Source organism: Crateriforma spongiae, from assembly GCF_012290005.1.
In the GTDB taxonomy this organism is placed as follows: domain Bacteria; phylum Planctomycetota; class Planctomycetia; order Pirellulales; family Pirellulaceae; genus Crateriforma; species Crateriforma spongiae.
Window position 1 is genome coordinate 17,541 of record NZ_JAAXMS010000009.1, and the last position, 20,077, is coordinate 37,617.

14 protein-coding genes are annotated in these 20,077 nt (G+C 56.3%); 2 read left to right on the top strand and 12 right to left on the bottom strand.

The genetic code is table 11. The features are described from left to right. Positions 1-24: 24 nt before the first annotated feature. The 4 genes from HFP54_RS21070 to HFP54_RS21080 form a co-directional block, all read right to left on the bottom strand. A complete protein-coding gene (locus HFP54_RS21070) occupies positions 25-1,068 on the bottom strand; it encodes an aspartate/ornithine carbamoyltransferase family protein (protein WP_146415907.1) in 1,044 nt (347 codons plus the stop codon). Positions 1,069-1,150: 82 nt separating this feature from the next. After that, on the bottom strand, positions 1,151-1,273 hold the full coding sequence (locus HFP54_RS26025; RefSeq protein WP_261342667.1) for a hypothetical protein: 123 nt from the start codon (positions 1,271-1,273) through the stop codon (positions 1,151-1,153). Further along, positions 1,270-2,721, bottom strand: a complete 1,452-nt coding sequence (locus HFP54_RS21075) for a sodium:solute symporter family transporter (protein WP_168566804.1) — start codon at positions 2,719-2,721, stop codon at positions 1,270-1,272. Before HFP54_RS21075 ends, HFP54_RS26025 begins: the two co-directional genes overlap by 4 nt. A gap of 8 nt (positions 2,722-2,729) precedes the next feature. Beyond that, entirely contained in the window at positions 2,730-3,266 is a 537-nt protein-coding gene (locus tag HFP54_RS21080) for a hypothetical protein (protein ID WP_168566683.1), read from the bottom strand. Positions 3,267-3,893: 627 nt separating this feature from the next. Here HFP54_RS21080 and HFP54_RS21085 point away from each other — a divergent pair. Then, a complete protein-coding gene (locus HFP54_RS21085) occupies positions 3,894-5,282 on the top strand; it encodes a sulfatase family protein (protein WP_206036330.1) in 1,389 nt (462 codons plus the stop codon). Here the strand turns inward: HFP54_RS21085 and HFP54_RS21090 are convergent. The 8 genes from HFP54_RS21090 to HFP54_RS21125 form a co-directional block, all read right to left on the bottom strand. Continuing rightward, positions 5,260-6,897 carry a sulfatase gene (locus HFP54_RS21090; protein ID WP_168566685.1) on the bottom strand — a complete coding sequence of 546 codons (1,638 nt, stop codon included), beginning with the start codon at positions 6,895-6,897 and terminating at the stop codon, positions 5,260-5,262. The genes HFP54_RS21085 and HFP54_RS21090 overlap by 23 nt on opposite strands. A gap of 2 nt (positions 6,898-6,899) precedes the next feature. Next, complete coding sequence (locus HFP54_RS21095) at positions 6,900-9,515, bottom strand: glycoside hydrolase family 27 protein (protein WP_206036331.1); 2,616 nt, start codon at positions 9,513-9,515, stop codon at positions 6,900-6,902. 95 nt (positions 9,516-9,610) lie between these two features. Continuing rightward, positions 9,611-10,915, bottom strand: a complete 1,305-nt coding sequence (locus HFP54_RS21100) for a glycoside hydrolase family 27 protein (RefSeq protein WP_168566686.1) — start codon at positions 10,913-10,915, stop codon at positions 9,611-9,613. Positions 10,916-10,948: 33 nt separating this feature from the next. After that, positions 10,949-12,787: an SLC5 family protein gene (locus HFP54_RS21105; RefSeq protein WP_168566687.1), complete on the bottom strand. Its 1,839-nt coding sequence runs from the start codon at positions 12,785-12,787 to the stop codon at positions 10,949-10,951. Positions 12,788-12,793: 6 nt separating this feature from the next. Continuing rightward, the gene (locus tag HFP54_RS21110; RefSeq protein WP_168566688.1) at positions 12,794-14,539 is read right to left on the bottom strand and encodes a sodium:solute symporter; all 1,746 of its coding nucleotides are present in this window, start codon (positions 14,537-14,539) and stop codon (positions 12,794-12,796) included. 22 nt (positions 14,540-14,561) lie between these two features. Further along, positions 14,562-16,031 carry an L-arabinose isomerase gene (gene araA, locus HFP54_RS21115; RefSeq protein ID WP_168566689.1) on the bottom strand — a complete coding sequence of 490 codons (1,470 nt, stop codon included), beginning with the start codon at positions 16,029-16,031 and terminating at the stop codon, positions 14,562-14,564. Between the two features lie 18 nt (positions 16,032-16,049). Beyond that, positions 16,050-16,766, bottom strand: coding sequence for an L-ribulose-5-phosphate 4-epimerase AraD (gene araD / locus HFP54_RS21120; protein WP_168566690.1), 717 nt, complete (start codon positions 16,764-16,766; stop codon positions 16,050-16,052). Positions 16,767-16,771: 5 nt separating this feature from the next. Then, positions 16,772-18,508, bottom strand: a complete 1,737-nt coding sequence (locus tag HFP54_RS21125) for a ribulokinase (protein WP_315853954.1) — start codon at positions 18,506-18,508, stop codon at positions 16,772-16,774. A 252-nt stretch (positions 18,509-18,760) separates the two neighbouring features. Between HFP54_RS21125 and HFP54_RS21130 the strand changes: the two genes are divergently transcribed. Then, positions 18,761-19,948 (top strand): AraC family transcriptional regulator, encoded by a 1,188-nt coding sequence (locus HFP54_RS21130; protein ID WP_168566692.1) that lies wholly within the window; start codon positions 18,761-18,763, stop codon positions 19,946-19,948. Positions 19,949-20,077: the final 129 nt, after the last annotated feature.

Consider the following 20,077-nt stretch of genomic DNA (forward strand, 5'->3'; position numbering starts at 1 on the left):
GATTTCGGACGAAGGAGCGACCGGTCAGATCCCGGTCGAAGAAATTCGGTCCAGCCGCCCCAGCACTGTCGCCAGCAAAGCCTGACGAACAAACACGGCGCCGGCTGCCTGAGCGAAGTACAGATTATGGTTGGTCAAATCTAAGTCGACAGACAACTCGTCATTCCTGGCTAGCGGGTGCATCACCACGGCGTTTTCTTTTAATCCGCTTGACTGCTGCAACTTGTACCGATTGTCCATCCGTCGGTAATCGTCGCCCAAGAACGCAATGGAATTGACATACACCACATCCAAATCGCCGATGACCTCTTGAACATCGTTCACGATTTCAATCGGAATCGGCGACTCTTCAATCGGTTCGGTCAACTCCAAACCGACGGGATCGGCCAATTCAGAAATCAACGTGATCTTCGACACGGCCCCCGTGAACATTAATGACAATCGCAGGAAGCTTTTGACCGCCCGCATCGAACCGGGCGTCCCAATGATCCCCAAGTGCACACGTTGATCGGGCGGGCAATCAGACGTGCACAATTGCGGTCGCCATTTCAGCAATGCGAACCAATCAATCAATGCCTGCGACGGATGGTGTCCGCTGCCATTTCCCGCGTTGATCAAAGGACGCTGCAAATTTTGACGGATGCGATCGACGCTGTCGGTATCGGGGTGTCGCATGATCACGACATCCCCATAGGTATTGAACATCTCGCCGATATCCGCCAGCGATTCGCCCTTGGCAATTCCCGTCACCTGACCATCGGGAACCGAAAGCACCTTTCCGTCCAGCCGCAGCATCGCGCTTTCAAACGATAGACGGGTTCGAGTGCTGGCTTCAAAGAAAGCCGTGATCGCGATCTTCCCATCCAACGGCTTGTCGACTTCGACATTCTTGGTTTCAAGCAATGCCGACAAGCGAGCGAGTGCAACCACGCTGCGCCGAGTGAACTGTCGGGGATGCACAATCGATTCGCCGACCAATGGTTCCAGCGTCTCACGATCGATCACTTCGGCGACATCTTTCAACAGGCCATGCGGGTCCAACCGCAAACCTTTTGAATTCGTATGCATCGTCTGTTTATCCTCCCAACTCCGCTTCATGCATGTCAGCCCCTGAAAACTTCCAGAAGCATCAACACACCTGCAAAGTCGTTTACCAAATCTGTCGATTCTTCTTATCGAGCCACAACAAGACGATCAGCGCCGCCGTTCCAGCACCACAAAGCACCAGACCACCAATCACCAGCACCTGTAAAAACCACTCGGGGAACATCATGCCGAGTCACCTTCGTACGACATCGTCGAAAAGTGGAACGTCTTCGGCATCATTGCGGTCACTGCCAAAAAGACAATGCCCGACACCGTCGCCCCCACCAACGATCCGACAAACCATCCAATTTGAAAGTAAGCGACCAACCCGACCAGGGTCCCAGAGACCATCGCAGATGCCGCCGCTATCGGCCCAGGTTGGCGGAAATACAGCCCACCCAAGATCGGCCAAATACAACTTGCGACCATCGGGCCGGCAAAAAACAAAACGGTCGCAAGCGTCCCAAGATTCTGAAACGCTGCGATCCAGGCGATCGCACCGAGCAATAGAATCGTGAACGTGCTCCACCGTCGCTTGCCTGCATCATCCAAAGCGGTTCCACGCACAGCACGGAACGCGGGAGACCAAACATCCCCAACGATCAAATCTGCGGTCGCGGCAAGCAAACTGTCAATGCTGGATGCAAGCGAACAAAAGACGACGACGAAAACAAGCAATGCACCGACGTTCCCAAGAAGTGTTGCTGCAACCAGCGGCCCCACCGTATCGGGCTGACTGATTCCGATATCCAACGCGGGCGCGGCCAACCCCAAGAATCCGGCAACGATGGGAATGGGCAACCACAGAAAACCGGCCAGCAAATATGCCTTGGGACCGACACCCTCGCGCATCGCGAACGCACGACTCCACCACACATTGCTATGAAAAATTTCGCCAAATCCGAACAACATGTTGTTGAATAGGGACATCAACGCCGCGGGAAAGAACACGCTTAACAACATCGGTCGCCGTTGCTGAAGTTCGGTGTGCACGTCCGAAATCTCAACGGTCGAAAGGATAGCCAACGCAACCACGATCAACCCGACAATGATCACCAGACTTTGAATGAAGTCCGTACCGATCACCGCATACATGCCACCGAACAGCGTGTACAGAACGCAAACGGCCAGCACGACCGACATGCCCACCGGATAAGGAATTCCCGACAAGACTTCCAGCAATTTCCCACCCGCCATCGACATGCTAATTAGCCAAGTCAATGCGTAAAACAAACTGATCAACAGGAACGGGACATAACCCCAGATCCCATAGCGACAACGAATGAATTCGACCGCCGTGAAGCCATGCGGCATCAGTGTGCGGATGCGTCCGCTGACCGGCGCAAAAGCAAACAATCCGAAACTGGCGGTCGCATATCCCAACGCCCCCCAAACACCCAACTGAAGCGCGAATTGGGGTGCCAACATCGTCGTGTTGGACGTGATCCATGTGGCGACCGCTGTCGCTGTTCCCAGTGCCAAACCGACGTTCCGGCCCGCAACGGCAAACCCTTCATAGGTCTTTGCACGCCTGCCCCACCAAAGCCCGAGCGCAATCCAAAGCACCCCGAAAATGGTCAGCAAGATATACCCGTCGCGGGGATTCAATATGGGCTCGGCATCGGCCAACAACATCACTGGATTCACGACGCGTCTCCGCCCACCCGAGTCCCTGTCGCCCTAATCCCTGTGGCACGAGCCCCTGTCGCCCGGTGCCCCCAAACAATGACAGCCACAAACACAACGACAACCGTCAGTCCCGTACCGAAAGCCCAAAACGCATAAGCCAACGGCCAGTGTTCGACGCGAACCGAAACCGGCCGATCGGACTTTGCAACGACGCGGCCTTCCTGATCAACGGCGGTGACCTGAAACGCGTGCTGACCGTCCGACAATCCAGAAACGAAAAACTGTGGCTGTCGACCGGCGTACACCAATCGGCCATCCTCATCGGTCACACGATACCCACCCGGTGCATCGACGCCGGACCACCGAATGGTGACGTAACCTTCCCGAAAAACTTCCTGCCCAAACGGTTCGACAACCAAGGAACCGATGTCCGATTGCAACGGATCTTGAGCGGAAACAGGCGAGGCCTGCGAAAAGAAAGAGGCGACGATCACGCAAATCCACGTGCGGATCCAGTCGGCGAACGAGATGCCGGAACGGCGAAAAAGCACACTTCCTCCCGGGTTCAGAAAAGCCGTATCGCTCAGGGACCCTCCACTGAACTATCGATTGACTTCATCTGCGGCGGATTAGTGTAACAGACCCTCGAATCCGCGATACCCGCGTGACCGTGGTGCACCGGAGGGAAACGACGCACACCACGGCTTCACATCGCCGCACCAATGGCTTCCGTCCCGCGCGAAATCGCGGCGAAACACGTCGCCCCGGCGTCCCGCCACGACCGAAGTCGACGAGGACCACGCCCGCCACGATGAAGAACTCCGACCGTTGGCCATCCACACTGCAACAGCGAGGCTCTGATTCACAAGGCCCCAATGCACACACCGGCATCATTGGGTGCCAAACTGGCCTGCATCCCAACTGGCCCGGTAGCGATCCTCACGCAATTTTTATCTTGGAACGTTCACCCACACGCGACTGCGCCGACCAGATCCAACGGTTCCGGCCCCGCTAAAGCGACACCCGTCGGCAAGACTACTGAAGGCAATTCTATCTATAATATTTCGATGCCCACTCTCTCTTCCCATAATCTGGTCACCGGACGTTTCGAACCAATGAAGTTTTCCCTGCAACAAGCCATAAGATTCGCGCTGCCTGCCTTCGCCTGTTGTCTATTCTTGACAATCTGCGCCGCCGACGACCGGCCCAACCTATTGATCGTCCTGACCGATGACCACAGCGTTCCACACGTCGGTTGCTACGGAAACGCTGACATACGGACGCCCAACCTTGACCGCTTTGCCGAACAGGGACTTCGTCTGGACCGGATGTATGTCACGGCGCCGCAGTGCGTCCCCGCACGGGCGACGATCATGACCGGCCAATCGTCGGTGGCAACGCGGATGACACGATTTTCCGCGCCTTTAGATCGGGACATCCCAACGTTTCCAGAACGACTGCGACAAAGCGGTTATTACACCGGTGTCGCGGGACGCATCTATCACCTGGACGGCCACAACATCATCGGGTCAAAAGAAACCAAGCAGGTATTTGCGGATAACAACCTGATGACATTTCATGATCGACTGGACCACGTCAACATTGCCGACGGCGGCGTGGGCCACGTCGACCAAATGGTGCAGTTCTTGGATAGGGTTCCGCACAACCAACCATGGCTTTTGCAACTCTCGTTCGATGATCCCCACCGACCTCTGTCGGAAAACGCCATTGCTGATCCACACGACCCAAATGCCATTTCGCTGCCCAAGCATGTCCCCGACACCGATCTGGTACGTAAAGACTTTGCCAAGTACTACGACGAGATCGCTCGATTTGATGCCGACTTTGGTCGCCTAATAAAGATTCTGGAAGACCGGAAGCTGACTCAACGCACGCTGATACTATTCATGGGCGATAACGGCGCGGCTGTCCTACGCGGCAAAGGCACTCTATACGAATGGGGCCTTCATGTCCCGGCATTGATGCGATGGGACGGGATGATTGAACCTGGATCGCAAAGCGACGCATTGATCACCAGCGAAGACATCGCCCCCACGTTTCTGCAGTTGGCCGGCGTCGCCCCCGCCCCTGAGATGAATGGAATCAGCTTCGCCGCGTTGTTGAAAGGGGAATCCTTTGAAGGACGAGAGTACTTTTGTGCCGCGCGAGGGTCGCATGGGTACAACCTTCCGCTGCACACGGCTGACTTTGACCTCAGTCGATGCGTCCGAACCCGTCGTTACAAGCTGATCTACAATCCGCTTTGGCAATTGCCTTTCCAACCGGTCGACATGTTCGCATTGCCTTTGTGGACCGACCTGAAGATTCGCCACCAGACGGGACGCCTGCCCGCACTGTATTCCCGCTTGTATTTCAGCCCCCAGCGTCCCATCTTCGAACTGTACGACCTACAAAACGATCCGGAAGAACTGGACAACCTGGTTGGACAGCCCGAGCATGCGGCTATCGAGAACGAATTGAAGAGCAAGCTTCACGAATGGATGATCTTGCAGCAAGACTACGTGCCGCTTCCCATTGCAGATTTCAATCCGTATCTAGAACGTTGATGGATTTCGTTCCCGATATCAACAGATCTCGCATCTGCTGCTGAACGGACTCAAAGGCCGGTCGCCCGGCCAAGTTATTCTGTTCCCAAGGGTCCGAACGCATGTCATACAACTCCACCGCATGCGGATCGCTTGTTTCGGTCGGCGGTGCCACATCACGATGGTACTCCGCATAGCGATAGTCCTTTGTCCGCACGCTGCGCCCCAAACCACCCAATGTGATGCAGCTATAAGCGGCCGTTTTCCAGGGACGATCCGGCGATGCCAACAAAGGCACGAAGCTATCGCCTTCAAAGCGACTGTCTTTGGGAATCTCCCACAGATCACAAAGGGTGGGCAACACGTCGACCAATTCCACGATCTGTCCACAACGATCCCCAGCATGCTTCATCCCTGGAACGACGACAATCATCGGAACTCGGGTGGATTGCTCGAACAGGGTGAATTTGCTCCAACACCCGTGTTCGCCCAATTGAAATCCGTGATCGGCGAAGAAGACAATGATGGTGTTTTGATCCAATCCGGTTTCAACCAGTTTGTTTAACAAGACACCAATTGACGCGTCGACATAACTGCTGCACGCATAGTACGCCGCGACGGCTTCACGCTGACGTTGATTCGTCGGCCCGTACTCCGGATACAATCCGTTGAAGATGTCATAGTTCTTGCCGCCCCGTCGCGCAACATCCGGCACCAGGTAATCACGGTTCCGCGTTGCTGGCGTCAACAACATCTGCGAAGGCGGGTAGGCTTCGACATATTTTTTCGGCGCTAACAGCGGCGTGTGCGTTGAATAGAGTCCGACATTCAGGAAGAACTTCTGCTTGGATTCCGCCAAATCACCCAATAACTTCGCGGCGCTACGAACCAGGCGGCCGTCCTCCATTGACGCTTCGTCGATTCCGCTGTCCCCCACCTGCTCGGCGAACAACTGCTGAAACGGCTTTCGCAACGTCCAATTGTTTTCCGCCCCTGCGGCTAGCTTTTCTTCCCGTTCATCCCACAAGCGTTTCAATCGCGCCGCAGCCGTCTTATCGGCGATTTCCAGACATTCCATCTCGACGTCCTCAATGCCCGCCGGCCCGGCAGGCGAACGACGCAGCGTGCCTTCAAAGCCTGGTGGCTGATCGTAATCATGCGTGTATTCGATCAAGTCGAATCCTTTGGCGAACCGACCCGCGTCATCCCACTTGTGGACCAGTTTTCCGAACTGTGCGGCGAAGACGTCATCGCGATCCAAGATGCGGGCCATCGATGGTGCATCGGCTGGCACCAGATCATCCATGCTGTCGCTATTGCGAAACACCTGGGTGTAATCGGGGCGCATACCGGTGACGAACGAAGCTCGCGATGGATTACAAACCGTCGCCTGGCAATACGCACGATCGAAGGTCACACCTCGCTTCGCCAGCGAATCCACATGGGGCGTCTGCACAACGGGGTTGCCATAGGCACCGATGGCATTGGCAGCCCAGTCTTCCACCGTGATCATCAAAAGGTTCATGTCGCGCGTCGGCGGAAGGTTGGATTCCGCGATCGACAATGCTGGGGCAAAGAAGGCCGGGACCGCCAACGTGAAAACACCCGCCCAACGAACAAACACTTCAACAGCCATCGCTATTTGACCTCCGATTCAACCGGAACAAAGATCTCACCATCCGCATCAGCTAACTGGAACGCGGTCGCAACGGATTGATCAGAGACCCGACGGTGGGGCGAGTCGAACTGAACGTCGACGCTGCCGTTTTCCCACGGGTTGTAGACCACCACACCGCCTTCGAATTGTCGCCACACCGATCCATCGGGCTTCTCCTGGCCGACGCCGCGCGGACGCCCCAGCGGCACATCCCAGAAGTCATACCAATCGTGAAGGTGGTCGGGCGTCTTCAGTGGATTCGGATCCGCAAACAGCACACTACCGTTGGACAACGTCAGCCCCAGCGTTGTCGTCGCCCGCATTCGCCGCAGATCGTCGCGGTCTCCCCACACCTCCAAGCAATTCAGTTGAGGCGAACGCAATTCACGTTCAAAAAACTCCAACCCTTCCCGGAGCTTGGCCCAAGTCGTTTTGAAACGTGCCCCTCCTGTCCCCGGCCCGGCGGGATTGCATTCCATGAACGAACCGTTGATAAGCTTTCCGTATCGTCGCCCATCTTCGATGTCATCATGAATATTGACGATGATCACGCCATCATCGCCGATTGCTTCACGCACTAATCGAACAATGTCGATTTGCCCGCTCCAATCCAACATGATTCCGTCATAGACGCCGGATTCGATACAGGCTTTGCACTGTCGAGCGATATTGGCTTGAAACTGTCGATTCTGGTAGTCCAGCATGTAATAGGGCTCCGGCCCCCCGTCCCAACCGGCCTCTCTTGTCCCGTCAGGATTTCGCTTCCAAAAACTGCTGTCTTCGGGGAGATAGCTGCCCGGGGCGTCACGCCATCGCACTTCCATCAGAAAGACCATGTCCGGGTTCTTCTGGAGCATCACGGCTCGATTTTCTAACGCCCGCTTTCGCGACTGTGTCGTAAAGCCTTTGGCCAAACCAGCGTGCTGCCCGTCCCAAATCGCTCCCAAGGCAAGTTGGACTCCATAGCCAAGCTGACTGACAGGTTCTTCCCAAATCACATCGTGCTTGGCGGCCGCGATTAGACGTCCTTCCAACGTGTCGGTCGGAAATTCGGATGGCATATCAATCGGATTCCAGGCCTGGAATACCGACGGATAGGAACGAGTCTTGATCCGACGGTTCAATGAATCGGAAACCGAAGTATTCGGCCCGGCGACCGGTCCCGCAGGTGGCGGTAACAAAACAGGTTGGACCACCACGTCACTTTCTGGGGTCAAGCGAAGCATGGCCGACGCGTGCGGACGCAAGCGCCGGTTAATTTGACCGGTGACGTTCTGCTGCTTGCCACCGGTCCAGAGATCAGTCGCCTTGAAACGACCGCGCAATCCGATGTCTTCGAACCGGACGGCCACGTCGCGAATCTGATCCGACAGATTGAACAAAGCGACAAATCGATCCTTTGATTTCGCATCCATCGCCGTCCAACAGGCAGCATCATCACTGCGATAGACTTGCTGATTCTGCTGACTGGTTTGATTGACGGCCAGCACTGCACGGTTTTGCAACAACGCCATCGTTTCGGACGGAGATGTCAGCAAATCAGCACCAATCATCAATGGCGATTTCGCGATGCACCACAGATTCATCATCGTGACTTGTTCATCGTCCGTCAGCATCGACATACGATCGGGCCCGTGCGGTCGGCCGCCAAGCGAAAGGTGTCCGATTGGTAACATGTCGGCGTCGGGCCAATGCCCTGGTCCGATGAACGGCGACCAAGCATCAAGCAATTGAAAGTTCCGCTTGATCGATGGCCATTCGTCCCACAGGTCCCCCGACACTCGCCACATGTTGGCGTTGGCCACCAAATGCTTGGCTTGTGACAACGGTGCGTCACCTGGCGACAAGCTCAAAACCATCGGACGTCCACAGCGATCGATCGCTGTACGCATCATCTCGATCTCCGCGGCGTGATAAGGATAGTGAATCACGTCATCGGCTTTGACGAAATCAACACCCCACTGCGCGTATTGCCGGAACAGCGAATCGTAATAGGCTTGGGCACCAGGCTTCGTCGCATCCACACCGAACATGTTGTTGTTCCACGGGCAGACGTCCCAAGGCTCCGCAATGACGCCTGCGGTTTGATCCGATCCCTGAATCGGCAGATCATCAAAGTACGCCTGCCTGGGAATACCTCGCATGATGTGGATCCCAAACTTCAATCCTTTGGAGTGCACATAGTCTGCCAGCGGCTTGAACCCAGCACCGGTCGCTGACGACGGGAACCGATTCACTGCGGGCTGGGGTCTTCCGAATTCATCCAGTGTCAGTCGATCGACGGGACGTCCATCTGGATCCAGCCGCAAGTCGGATTGCCCGAAACGACGCTGTGGATTGTTGTGATCACCCGGATGCGGATTGAACCAGATGTAATCGACAACCGCGTACTGCCAACCATACGGCTTTAGATGTTCCGCCATGAAGTCAACAGTATCGCGAAACTGCTGCTCATTGATGGTCGAATCGTACGCATCAAAACTGTTCCAGCCCATCGGCGGGCGTTGGGCAACAGGATCTTGAGCGAACGAGACAACCGATCCCATCAGAACGAGAATCGATAGCAGCAACGAGGCATTCTGGAGACGACGATTCATGGACGCACACCAATACGGACCGGGACGACGAAGGGCGAAAGTGAACACAGGCTTTGAAGATCCTCCTGGCTCTTGGCGAAAAAGGGTCACTGACTTTACGAGGCAGTCGGTGACAATCGATACATTGCGGCACCATGTCCCTGGACATTGGCAACCAGGTTCTGCGACACGTCACCAAGCGTCTGGCGTTTCCACAGATCCCGCACCGTCCAGTTCCCGGACAGCCTCAGCGATGACAGGTCGACCTCGATCTCAGCATCCACATCGGACACATTGAACACCGCTACGTAAGGGTCGCCGCTTTCTAAACACTCGGCCATCCACACCACCGAAGTCTCATCTCGCGACACTTGACGATTGTTAGAACTGGCTTGATTGACGGCGATCACTTCCGGGTTGGTGATCAGCCGCAGTGACAATTCATCCGATTCGGGAAGATGCCCGCCAAACATCAAGGGTGACCGGAAGATGCACCAAAGCGTCATCAGCGTGTACTGTTCTGGCTCGGTAAAATTTGTGAACCTGGCGTCACCGACTTCTCCTCGAATCCCGATCCGTCCCAGCGGCAACATGTCCGCATCCGGCCAGTGCCCTTGCTGAATGTAGGGTGCCCACAACGCGCATCGATCGAACTGTTTCTGCAAAGATTCCCATTCATCCCAGAAGTCGAACGAAATCCGCCACATGTTCGCGTGCCGCCGCAAATGAGCCGCGTTGCACACACGCGCGGCCCCAGGCGAAAGACTCAGGGTGACAGGACGTCCCGCCTTGTCGATGGCTTTGGCTAAAGCTTCAATCTCATCCGTGTGATAAGGCTCATGATTTCCTTCCCCGTCCCAGGAATTCATGTCATCCGCTTTGATCAGGTCGACGTCCCAGGAAGCGTAAAGGTCCGCCAGTGAATCATAATATTGCTGCCCTCCGTCCCGGGTCAGATTCACCCCATACATATTGGCATACCACAGACACACATCGACGGGCTGTGCAATGTGCCCCGCCGTGGCATCACATCCCTTGATCGGCAGATCGTTCTCCGCCGCCTGCCATGGGATCCCTCGCATGATGTGAATCCCAAACTTCAGCCCCAGGTTATGGACATAGTCGGCCAATGGCTTGAACCCGGCACCACCCGATGACGACGGGAACTTCACAGGGTCGGGGATCAAGCGGCCGTATTCATCGGTCAACTGATGAAGACCAAACTTTTTGTAGTTGTCGGTGTTCGCATCGGGCGCAAACCAACACAAATCCACAACGATGTATTCCCAGCCATATTGCTTGAGATGCTTTGCAACATAGTCCGCGTTGGCTTTGATGTCATCTTCGGTCACGCTGACGCCGAAGCAGTCCCAACTATTCCAGCCCATCGGAGGTGTGGGCGCATTTTCAGAGATATTCAACAGACTTCTTTCCAGAATCAAAGCGATCGCCCGCTACAGGACGATGCTAAAGGTCAAGACCAGGCCAATCATCAACACGACACAGACGGCCCACCAAAGTGTGACACTGGAATACCAGTGATCACCCAAACCACCACTCAGTTTCAGATTCTTCCATCGAAACGTCAGGTCATCATCGATGCTGTCGGGATTTGGAGTCACCAATGCGAGCGTCGCACACAGGATCATGCAAAACGCCCAACAGATCATGCCTTGATTGGCAAAAGGAATCATCCACGATGGCAGGGCCACCCAATCCGGAAGATGGGCCCACCCCAACAGCGAATCTTTAAACTCCAACACCTTCAACATCAAAGCAAATAGGAATGTGCAAATGCTGGCGATCAGAGCATCCGTGCCACTGACCCGTCGCCAAAGCGATCCCAAAAGGAATGTTGCAGAAAATGGAGGCGCGAAAAACACGTACAACGCCTGAATCCAAATGAACAGGTTCACCTTCGTCACCGTCGCCAGCAAAATACCGACGATGATCGAGATCCCCAGGATCACGGCGCCCGCGATCCGTCCGACGATGACTTCTTCGCGTTCAGTCGCGTCCTTGCGGAAGAACATCTTGTAAAAATCGAGAGTGAAAATCGTCGATGTCGAATTCAAGACCGAACAGACCGTCGACTGAATGGCGCCGAACAGAGCCGCCAATAGAACACCGGTCAAAAACGTCGGCACTAGTTGTTTGATCATCAAGATGTAGGTCGCGTTGGCCGCGTCGCTTTGATCCCCGAACGAACCTTCCTGCAAAAAATCCGGCTTCATCGCGAAAAAGATCAGACCCGGAATCACGACGATGAATGGCAGCAACAGCTTCAGATAACTTGCGAACACCATTCCCATGCGGGCGTGATACATGTCCTTTGCCGCCAGCACCTTTTGGATCATGTGCTGGTTAATCACGGTGTACCAGAGCCCGATGTAAAAGAAGCTGAACACCCAGTGGGTCCAGGGGTTGGAATAGTGGTTTAGCGGTTGCAACACCAACAGCCGATCGTAGGTGGTGTCCGCGTCCGCACCCTGCAGAATGTTCGGGGTGGCGTCTTGAATCCATTGATGGGCCCAGGGCACGTTGCCCGCGTTGACCTCAATCATCTTGCGGGCGCCTGCAAGGACGCCCTGGCCATCGCCCAAGTGTGATAGGCCAAGAAAGGTGACGCTCAGCCCGCCCAACACCATCACGGTGATGGTCAAAAGATCCATCAAGGCGACCGATCGTAACCCACCCCAGATCGCCCAGACCCCTGACGCAATTCCGATCACGACCACCGCGGTAACCTTGTCGAACCCGAACAATTCCACCAAGACCAGAGCACCGCCGTAAATGACGGGCCCCATGAAGGCGACAATGTTCACCAGCAACGTGACCGCGGCAAAGATGAACCGCATCTGCTTGTTGAAACGCTTCTCCAGAAACTCCGGAGCGGTATAGACTTTGGATGTCAGCAGATAGGGGATGAACAGCCAAATCAAGAACGTGAATGCGATCACGGTGCTCCATTCACCGGTGGCCACACAGATGCCATAGATCACCGCCGCACCGATCAAGCCGATGAAATGCTCGGTGGAAATATTGGCGGCGATGTACGATGCGCCCACGACGTACCAGGGCAGGGAACGCCCCGCCAAGAAATAGTCGGCGGACGTTTCCCCCTGCTTACGACCGGCGAAGTAGCCGATCAGGCACAAACCAAGGAAATAGCCAAAGAACGCGACGTAGTCCAAAGTCGACAGTTGAAAATCAATCTGTCCGATCGGACCAGCACTGAGAACGGACGACATGAACATGCTTTCGTTCGGTACCGCAACGTCGATGGCTTTCACGGCACCCTAACCTTGGAAATACAAGTACGCGGCAAGAATTGCCACCAAAACCAACCCCGACGCGACGATATCGATCGTGTTCCAACTGGCGCGTGACTCTGCCTTGTCTTCGGCGGTCAGCGTGCCAAACGTCAGCCCCTGAATCTTTTCGTAGTCGGGCGCGGCGGTGACCAAACTGACGGCCACCATGACGATGACACACACGGCCAAGATCAGCATGCTGTAGTACTGGAAGAACATGTTGTTCAGAATCCAAAGCATTGACCCTTCCTGATACTGGTAGCCGTCGATCAGCTTCACCGGTGTATCAATCGCCAGCCGCACCAAGCCCATCACGAAACCAATCAGCAATGCGGCCAAACACCCAGCACCGTTGGCACGCTTCCATAAGATCCCCAGAAAAAAGACCACAAAGATTGGTGGTGCCAGATACGCTTGGACGCCTTGCAAGTAGTCGTACAAGCCACGGCCACCCTGAATCACGGGGATCCATGCCAGGCCGATCAACACCATGACACCGGTCGCCACGCGTCCGATCCAGACCAAACGTCCCTGGGAGACCGTTGGATGTAACTTGGAATAGAAATCCATCGTGAACAGTGTCGCCGATGCGTTGAAAACTCCCGCCAGCGAGCTCATCAATGCCGCCAACAATCCCGCGACCACAAGACCACGCACACCGGGCGGCAAGATCGTTGCGACCAACATGGGGAAAGCTTTCTGGGCCTCTTCGCGGATCAGGTTTCCATCAGCGTCGACCATTGCTTCCTGAAGCGGACCGGACGCCCCCGTGGTCGACAACGCGAAACAGATCATTCCCGGAATGATGAAGATGAATACCGGCAGCAGCTTCAACATGGATGCAAAGATCGATCCGCGTCGTGCTTCGGTTTCGTTCGGTGCCCCCAATGCACGCTGGACGATGTACTGATCGGTACACCAGTACCACAACCCGATCACGGGCGCGCAGAACAGCATGCTTAGCCAGGGATAGTTGTCATTGAAATACCACGCCATCCGCCCGGGTTCTTTGACCGGTTCCCATGTCGATTCGACACCAGCGGGAACCATCGGTTTCCACAGGTTGAACATCTCGGATCCACAGATTTCACGAAGGCGGCTCCATCCGCCCAACGCATCCAATCCATAGATGGTGACCAAGATGGATCCCAATACCAGAATCAACGTCTGCAGTGCTTCGGTATAAGCGACGGCGCGCAGACCACCCAGAATCGTGTAAGCACCGGTCAAAACGATGACCAGGATTGACCCAATCCAGAAGCTGTCCAGCGGTCCCAAACGCATGTCGGGCAACAGCACCGAGAAAACGATCCCGCCGGCGAAGATGCCCACCGCGATCTTGGTCACGACATAGGCGACCAGCGAAATCAGTGACAAAACCCAACGGCTGGACGAATTGAATCTTCGTTCCAGGAATTCGGGCATCGTGAAAACGCGCGAACGCATGTAGAACGGGATCAGGCCCCAGCCCAAAACCAATAGACACCAGGCATGCAGTTCATAGTGCGCCATCGCAACGCCGTCGGTCGCGCCGGAACCGGCCAACCCGACCAAGTGTTCCGATCCAATATTGGATGCAAAGATCGATGCACCGATGACCCACCAACTAAGGTTACGTCCGGCCAGGAAATAGTCATCCGCGGTTTCGCTGCCCTTGTTGATCACCCACCAAGCGACACCCAACAGAATTGCGAAATAGCCCGCAATGACGACCCAATCGATGAACACCATGACCTGAACTTCCCGGCTTTGCCTACAGCGTCTGTTTGAAACTTCGTAGCGACGTGTCGGCATCAATGAACCGACACTCGACGCCTATCATATCGGCGAAGTCCTCGATCATTTCGCTTCCCACCGCTTGGCTGAAAACGGTGTGGTGGGGGCCACCGGCATAGATCCACGCCGCCGCCGCGGTGCGCAGATCGGGCAAAGGCTTCCACAAAGCGCGGGCGACGGGCAGGTTCGGCAGGTCGTGCGGCGGTGTTACTGTTTCGACCTCATTGACCAACAACCGAAAACGATCGCCCATGTCGGTCAAAGCCACATTCACCGCGGGCCCCGCCGGTGCGGTGAAGACCAGTCGCACGGGGTCGGATTTTCCACCGATGCCCAGCGGATGGATTTCACATCGGGGTTGATCGGCGGCGATGCTGGGACAGATTTCCAACATATGTGCGCCCAAACACAAGGAATCGTCGCCTTGGAAGTGATACGTGTAGTCTTCCATGAAGGACGTTCCGCCGTCCAAACCGTCGGCCATGACCTTGATCGCACGTAGAAGGGCGGAAGTCTTCCAGTCGCCTTCGGCACCGAATCCATAGCCGTCGGCCATCAAACGTTGGATCGCCAAGCCGGGCAGTTGCTGCAGACCGTGCAAGTCTTCGAACGTGTCGGTCAGTGCCATCGCACCGACGGATTGCAGGAAGCTACGGAGCCCCAGTTCCTGCTTCGCCGCATCCAGCAAGGATTGACGTTTCTGGCCGTCACGCTGAAGCGATGGATCCAACTGATAAGCTTGTTCGTATTCGGCCGCCAATGCATCGGCGTCGGAATCGGTAACTTGATTGACACAGTCCACCAAGTCGCCAATGCCATAGCCATTGATTTCGGTTCCAAAGACCCGCTGGGCTTCCACCTTATCGCCTTCGGTCACCGCGACTTGACGCATGTTGTCGCCGATCCGTGCGACACGAAGGTTTCGCATTTCGTCGCGTCCACTGGCGGCTCGCATCCAAATGGCCAATCGTTCTTGGACGCTGGGATCTTGCCAGTGACCGACGATGACTTTGCGTGGAACGTTCAATCGTGCGCAGATGTGACCGAATTCGCGTCCGCCATGAGCCGACTGGTTCAAGTTCATGAAATCCATGTCGATGGTCGACCACGGCAATTCAGCATTGAACTGAGTGTGCAAATGCGCGATCGGCTTGGTCAAACCCGACAGCCCCGCGATCCACATCTTGGCGGGCGAAAACGTGTGCATCCAGCAAACCAAACCGATGCACCGGGGATCCGCATCGGCATCCCGACACAATCGGGTGATGGCATCGGGGGTGGTGACGATCGGCTTGAAAACCAACGACACGGGCAGACGCCCGTCGCCGACCAATCCGTCCACAACGCTTTGTCCATTGGCGGCGACTTGCCGCAACGCTTCGTCGCCATACAAGTGTTGGCTGCCGGTGACGAACCAGACTTCGCGTTTGGATGATTCGGATGACATGATTTGGGATTCTCCGCGTTAGGACGATGATTTGGCTTGGCCGTAATAAGCGTCGGGGCCGTGTTTGCGTTGGTAGTGTTTTTCCAACACATAGGCCTCCAAACGTGGCACGGCGTTTTCTTGTTGTCCGGCCATGATTTGCTGGCAGCCGAGCGTCATTTGGGCAACGGCTTCGAGTGCGACCGCATTTTCGACTGACTTTTTCGCACTCGGCCCCCAAGCAAACGGCGCATGACCGGCGACCAGAACGGCCGGCATGGCGATGGGATCCAGATCGGCGAATCGTTCGGTGATGACTTTGCCCGTGTTGGCTTCATAGGCCTGGGCCACCTCCGATTCGGTCAGCGGTCGCGTGACGGGTACCGGGCCATGAAAGTGATCGGCGTGGGTCGTTCCCAAGCACGGAATCTCGCGACGGCACTGCGAATACATCGTCGCGTATCGGCTGTGGGTATGCGTCACGCCGCCGATGGCCGGAAAGCTGCGATACAACCACACGTGGGTGGCGGTATCGCTGGACGGATTCAGTTCACCTTCGATTCGGTTTCCATCCAAATCGACGACGACCATGTGTTCGGGCAACAGATCGTGGTAGTCGACACCACTGGGTTTGATAACGACCCGTCCAGATTGTCGATCAATCCCGCTGACGTTGCCCCAAGTCAGTGTGACCAGGTCATGATCCACCAGAGTTCGGTTGGCGGCGCAAACGTCGATTTTCAGTTGATCCAGCACGACGTTTACCCCTTTCGCACGCGGTTGCGGATGGCGATCAAGTCTTTCATCACGTGATCCACGGCGACACCGGAACCCTGCACACCGAATGCGTCATGCAATTGGTGATACAGCTTGTAAAGTTCCGCATACACAGCCTTGGCTTTTTTGCGGGGACGGTACACGGTGTCTTTGGTGCCGGTCATTTTTCGCTGGGCCGCGGCAACACTGGAATACCCGCCGCCGGCGACCGCACCGAAGATGGCGGCGCCCAAAGCGCACGTTTGTGCGGACCGACTGATCTTCATCGGACGACCACAAACGTCGGCATAGATTTGCATCGCCATCGGGTTCTTTTCGGCGATGCCACCACAGTTAACGACTTGCTTGACTTCCACCCCGTATTCTTCGAACCGGTTGATGATCGTCAGAGCACCAAACGCCGTGGCTTCGATCAACGCGCGATAGATCTCCGCTGCAGTGGTGTGTAGCGTTTGCCCGACCAGCATGCCGGTCAGATAGGGATCCACCAACACGGTCCGGTTACCGTTGTTCCAATCCAGTGCCAACAAACCGCTTTCACCCGGCTGCAACTGATCCGCTTGCTCGGTCAACCAGACATGGGGATCCTGACCGCTGGGGATAGTGGACGGGGCCAGATTGCGGACAAACCAATTGAAAATGTCACCGACCGCGGACTGACCGGCTTCCAATCCGTACATGCCCGGCGTGACCGAACCGGGAACGATGCCACACAGTCCGGGGATGTCGGCAAGCGGTTGATCGGCCGGCCAGACGGTGACATCACAGGTGCTGGTCCCGATGATTTTGACCAGGGTTCCCGGTTTCACGCCCGCCCCGATTGCACCGTGGTGTGCATCAAAGGCACCGACCGCGACCGGGATTCCCGCGGGCAATCCCATCGGTTCGGCGAACTCCTTGATCAGGTGGCCGGCGACTTGATCGGATGTTGCCGTCTCGGTGTTGTAGTTCTCGGCGACCTTGACCAGTTCCGGATCCAGACGCTTCAAGAACGTCTTCTTCGGCAATCCGCCCCAATCGGTATGGAACATCGCCTTGTGACCGGCGGCACAGATGCCGCGACGAATGGTTTCGGGTGCCGTGTTGCCGGTCAGAAAACCGGGAACGAAGTCGGCCAGTTCCACCCATCCGGCCGCCGCATCAAAGACGTCCGGTGCGATGCGACGACAGTGCAAGATTTTGGACCAAAACCATTCACTGGAATAGGTTCCGCCGCACTTGGCCAAGTAGTTTTCCTTCGTCCGCGAAGCTTTGGTGGTGATCTCGGCAGCTTCCTCGGCTGACGTGTGATCCTTCCACAACCACGCGTGCGCGGCCAAGTTCTTTTTGAACTTTGAATGCAATGCCAGGGCGCGACCTTTGGCATCGACCGGCAACGGCGTGGACCCGGTGGTATCGACACCGATGCCCACGACGCGATCGGGCGAAAAGTGACGGTTTCGTGACGCTTGCTTGACCGCATTGGCGACCGAGGTGATGCAACCTTGGATGTAGTCGGCGGGGTTTTGGCGAGCCAAATTGGGATCTTTGGGATCCAACAAGATGCCATGATCCCCGCTGGGGTATTCGTACACATCGCTGGCGATCTCTTGACCGTCAGCCAAGTCGACAATGATCGCGCGAACGCTGTTGGTCCCGTAATCCAAACCGATTGAAAACTTTGCAGCCACCTTGGTGTCCTTCTGCGAAACTGACGGACGAAAACGAATGGTACCGGCCACCTTTGTATCGTCCGGAAAGCTTGGCGGGGGCGACAGCATGGACCGTTGTCGATCCCGTTGCGTCGGAGCCATCGCGAATCGCCTCCGATTCGTTTCGCGTTCCGTTCTAGCTGCGGCGTGGGAGTGTCACCACAGGACAGTTGCGCAAAAAAATGTCGTCTTTGCGCAGATGGTTTCTGGGCGAGCCCGGCGGTAAGACTAGGCTGAAGACACAACGTCGCACGCCCACCGCATGCCTGAAGGCTATTGATCATGGACCAAGTCCCCAAAGTCGCCTTGCTGATCGAAACCGCACGCGGTTACGGACGGCAGATGCTGCGTGGCATCGTCAAATACGCGCGACTGCATGGGCCTTGGGGGTTCTACGTCACGCCCGGCGACTTTGAACAAGCCGTCCCCAAGATGCGCCAGTGGGGCGGTACCGGCATCATTGCTCGGATCGCCACGCGACGAATCGCTGATGCGATCTTCGAATCAAAACTGCCGACGATCGCATTGGATCTGACGGAAGAACAGCTGCGCCCCGACCATCCGCTGTCACAGTTAAGCGAGGTTGCATCCGATTCGGCCAGCGCCGCGCGAATGGCGGCCACCCATTTGATGCAGCGTGGGTTTCGTCAGTTTGCGTTTGTCGGGATCGCCGATCGCGTCTGGAGCGACCGCCGTGAAACGGCTTTTGTTCAGGCGATCAAAGCCGCCGGTTTTGACGTCACGGTCTACCAGTCGCCACGGCAAGCGGCGGCCCGTCGATGGGAACGCGAACACCCGCGGCTGATTCGCTGGTTGGAAGGTTTGCCCAAACCGATCGGCGTGATGACGTGCAACGACGATCGGGGCCGTGAAGTCTTGGAGGCCTGTCAGTCGGCGGGCATTCGCGTTCCGGAGGAGTTGGCGGTCGTCGGCGTGGACAACGACGAACTGATCTGCGAATTGGCCGACCCGCCGTTGTCCAGCGTGGCGTTGAACGCCGAAGGTGTGGGTTATCGCGCGGCACAGTTGCTGGATCGAATGATGCGGCGTCGTTGGCGAAAACCACGTCGCTTGGTGGCAGAGCCTTTGCATGTGGTGACCCGGCGATCCAGCGACATCATTTCGCTGGATGATGCGGAAGTGGCGATGGCGTTGCGTTACATCCACGATCACGCGATCGATCCCATCCAGGTCGAAAACGTCGTCAGGCACGTTGATTTGTCACGACGCAATCTAGAAATCCGATTCCAGGATTCGGTGGGACGCACCATGCATCAAGAACTGCAGCGGGTGCGGCTGGAAAGGGCCAAACAGTTCTTGACCGAAACCAACATCGCCATCCCTGAGGTGGCCGAAGCGGTGGGGTACCGCACCGCGTCCTACTTCATCCAGGTGTTTCGGGCGTCCTGTGGCATGACGCCTGCACAGTACCGCCGCAGCTTGCGTGAGGGACCGTCGCAGAAGGCGTGAGGGCGTTTGAATTGCCGTTGGCGACGACGACGGCGGACGGCGAACCCGAATCCACATTCACGGGTCCCACCGGGGTGTCAAAGCGCTAACATGTCGGCGGCGCGACCGGCGAAAGTTTCGCCCCCAACA